2 protein-coding genes and 1 pseudogene are annotated in these 3,681 nt (G+C 69.5%); all 3 read right to left on the bottom strand.

What is annotated here, in order from left to right:
* Positions 1-116: 116 nt before the first annotated feature.
* Positions 117-641 (bottom strand): hypothetical protein, encoded by a 525-nt coding sequence (locus NON22_RS21735; protein WP_257389093.1) that lies wholly within the window; start codon positions 639-641, stop codon positions 117-119.
* Between the two features lie 20 nt (positions 642-661).
* Entirely contained in the window at positions 662-3,439 is a 2,778-nt protein-coding gene (gene tssH, locus NON22_RS21730; protein WP_257389092.1) for a type VI secretion system ATPase TssH, read from the bottom strand.
* A 19-nt stretch (positions 3,440-3,458) separates the two neighbouring features.
* Positions 3,459-3,681, bottom strand: a pseudogene (locus NON22_RS21725) (hypothetical protein); the annotation flags it as partial.

Raw genomic sequence — 3,681 nt, 5'->3', positions numbered from 1 at the left:
CCCTGGCCGGCCTGGCGCTGGTGCCGTCGGCCGCCGTGACCGCGGCGCAGCCGGCCAGCGCGAACACCGCGAGCAGCAGCGCCGCGGCGCGGCGCAGCCCTCCGCGCGCGGCGGTGTTACGGCCGATAGACTTCATACGACACCTGCTCCTTGCGATAGGCGGGGCCCGGATAGACGTCGGTGCCCTGCACGAAATCCGAGACCCATTTCGAGCCGTTGAACATCTCGATGTGCCCGGCGACCTGGCCCGACGGCGGCTGCAGCACGACGATGTCGCCGCGCTGGGGCGAATACGCCACGGCCGGCACCTTGGTGAAGCCGAGCCTGGCCAGCACCGGGCCGTAGTCCTTCGCGTAGACGGGTCGCGGCAGCGGGATCTTCGCGCCGCCGGCCTCGATCGCCTCGCGCACGTAGCGTGCGCAGCGGCCCTGGCTCTTGGTGTGCGCGTTCGCGTCGATGTGCTTGACCGCCGCGTCGACGCTGTAGCCGGCCACGCCGCTCGCGGCCGGCGTCAGTTTCTCCGGCGGCGTCTCGGCGATGAAGGTCGGGCACGGCGTGACCACGCGCATCAAGGTGCCGAAGTCGATGCCGCAGTTGTTGCTGTCGATGCCGAGCGGGCCGGGGCGGGTCGGGGATGGCATGGCGGCTCCTGGAACGAGAGTCAGGCGGTTTCGGCCGCGGTCGCGGCCGCATCTTCGGCGTAGCCGTAGCGGTAGGCGAAATCGTCGCCGGCCGTTTCGAGACGGATGCTCGCGAGCTTGCGTCCGTCGGCCAGGCAGCTCAGGAATTCGCGGCTGACCGTCGGCAGCACCGTGTGAGTCAGGATCGCGTCGATCATGCGGCCGCCGGATTCCACTTCGGTGCAGCGCTTGATGACGAGCTGCACCGCGTCTTCGCCGTAGCCGAACTCGATGCCGTGCTGCTCGGCGATGCGCTTCTGGATGCGGCCCAGCTGCAGCCGCACGATGCGCGCGAGCGTGTCGTTGGCGAGCGGGTAGTACGGAATCGTCACGAGGCGGCCGAGGAAGGCCGGCGGGAATTTCTGCAGCAGCGGCTCGCGCAGCGCCTTGTTCAGCGCCTCGGGCTCCGGCGACAGCTCCGGATCGGCGGTCAGCTTCATGACGAGGTCGGTGCCGACGTTGGAGGTCAGCAGGATGATGGTGTTGCGGAAGTCGATCGCGCGGCCTTCGCCGTCTTCCATCCAGCCCTTGTCGAACACCTGGAAGAACAGTTCGTGCACGTCGGAATGGGCTTTCTCCACTTCGTCGAGCAGCACGACCGAATACGGCTTGCGCCGCACGGCCTCGGTCAGCACGCCGCCCTCGCCGTAGCCGACGTAGCCCGGCGGCGCGCCCTTGAGCGTGGAGACCGTATGCGCCTCCTGGAACTCGCTCATGTTGATCGTGATGAGGTTCTGCTCGCCGCCGTAGAGGCTTTCGGCCAGCGCCAGCGCGGTCTCGGTCTTGCCGACGCCGGACGGTCCCACCAGCATGAACACGCCAATCGGCTTGTTCGGATTGTCCAGCCGCGCGCGCGCGGTCTGGATGCGCTTGGTGATGAGCTCCAGCGCGTGACGCTGGCCGACGACACGCTTGTCGAGGGTGTCGACGAGCTGCAGCACGGCCGCGATCTCGTTGCGCACCATGCGGCCGACCGGAATGCCGGTCCAGTCGGCGACGACCGAGGCGACCGCGGTCTCGTCGACGGCCGGCAGGATCAGCGGCGACTCGCCCTGCAGCGTCTCGAGCTCGGCCTGCACGGCCGCGTGCTCGGCGAGCAGGAACGCGCGGTCCGGCGCCGGCGCGACGGTTTCGCCGTCGGCGGTGATCGCCGCGGCCGGCGCGGTTTCCGCGCCGCCGGATTCCTGCGCCGCCTTGGCCGCCGCGGCGAGCTCGCGCAGCCGCGTGCGCAGGTCGAGCAGGCGCGTCGCGAGCTCGTTCTCCTGCTCCCAGCGGGCGCGCAGTCCCTGCTCGCGTTCGAGTTCGGCGGCGAGCTGCGTCTCGCAGCGTTCGCGCCGCTCGGCGACGTCGAGGCCGACCGCGTCCTCGCGCTCGATGATGCCCTGCTCGGTGCGCAGCACCTCGATGCGGCGCGTGCAGTCCTCGAGCTCGGCCGGCGTCGTGTGCTGGCTGACCGCGACGCGCGCGCAGGCCGTGTCGAGCAGGCTGACGGCCTTGTCCGGCAGCTGGCGCGCCGGGATGTAGCGGTGCGACAGGCGCACGGCCGCGGTCACGGCTTCGTCGAGCAGGGTGATCTTGTGGTGCTTCTCGAGGATGCTCACGATGCCGCGCACCATCGCGATGGCCTTGTCCTCGTCGGGCTCGCCGACCTGCACGACCTGGAAGCGCCGCGTCAGCGCCGGGTCTTTCTCGATGTGCTTCTTGTATTCGCTCCAGGTCGTCGCGCCGATCGTGCGCAGGGTGCCGCGCGCGAGCGCGGGCTTGAGCAGGTTGGCCGCATCGCCGGTGCCTGCGGCGCCGCCGGCGCCGATCAGGGTGTGCACTTCGTCGATGAACAGGATGATGGGCTTGGGACTGGCCTGCACCTCGTCGATGATCTGGCGCAGGCGCTGCTCGAATTCGCCCTTCATGCTCGCGCCGGCCTGCAGCAGCCCGATGTCGAGCATCAGCAGCGAGACTTCCTGCAGCTGCGGCGGCACGTCGCCGCTCGCGATGCGCACGGCGAAGCCTTCGACGACGGCGGTCTTGCCGACGCCGGCCTCGCCGGTCAGCAGCGGGTTGTTCTGCCGGCGCCGCATCAGAATGTCGATGATCTGGCGGATCTCGTCGTCGCGTCCGGTGATCGGATCGATCTCGCCGTTGCGCGCGCGCTCGGTCAGATCGACCGCGAACTTGCGCAGCGCTTCCTGCTTGCCGAGCTGCGCCGGCGCCATCGCGCCGCTGACTTCGCCGGGACCGCCGCTCGCATCGAGACCGCTGCCGTCGGTCGCGCTCTGCTGGTCCTCGGGCGATCCCGCGACGACCTTGGTCAGCTCGTTCGCGAACTTGTCCGGATCGATCGCCTGGAACTCCTTGCTCATCGCATGCAGCACGGTGCGCAGGCTGGGCGTCTTCAGAATGCCGAGCAGCAGCGTCGCGCCGCGCACCTGGTTCTGGTTGAACATCAACGTCGCATAAACCCAGCCGCGCTCGACCGCGTTCTGCAGATGGTCGGACAGATCGCTGATCGCGGTGGCGCCGCTCGGCAGGCGGTCGAGCGCGCGGACCATGTCGGCCGCGAGCCTCGCCGCGTCGAGCTGGTAGTGGCGGATGATGCGGTGCAGGTCGCTGTCGTTGTTCTGCAGCAGCTGGTGCAGCCAGTGCACGAGCTCCACGTAGGGATTGCCGCGCAGCTTGCAAAACACGGCGGCGCTCTCCACGCCCTTGTAGAGCAGCGGATTGAGCTTGCCGAACAGCGCGGTACGACTGATCTCGCTCATGGTCGGGTCCTGTGGTCCTTCACCGGATGGAGGGAATGGCTTTCTTCGCCGCGTCGGACGCGGCTTCGGACGCGGCGTCCTTCGCGGCGTCCTTGGCGATTTCGCCGGCGGCGTCCTTGACCTCTTTCTTGCGCGCGTCGTTCTTCTCCTTGCGCGCCTTCTTCTTCGCGGCGGCCGCATCGTCGGCGGCGGCCGTGGCCGGCGCGGTCGGCGCGGCGGCTTCGCCGATCGGAAGAGCGTCG

This window comes from Tahibacter caeni (assembly GCF_024609805.1).
Classification (GTDB): Bacteria; Pseudomonadota; Gammaproteobacteria; order Xanthomonadales; family Rhodanobacteraceae; genus Tahibacter; species Tahibacter caeni.
This window is presented reverse-complemented; position numbering and strand designations above follow the sequence as displayed.

Coding starts and splice junctions, on each gene's coding strand:
- NON22_RS21735 (WP_257389093.1), bottom strand. CDS start 641: ATGCCATCCCCGACCCGCCCCGGCCCGCTCGGCATCGACAGCAACAAC.
- tssH (WP_257389092.1), bottom strand. CDS start 3,439: ATGAGCGAGATCAGTCGTACCGCGCTGTTCGGCAAGCTCAATCCGCTG.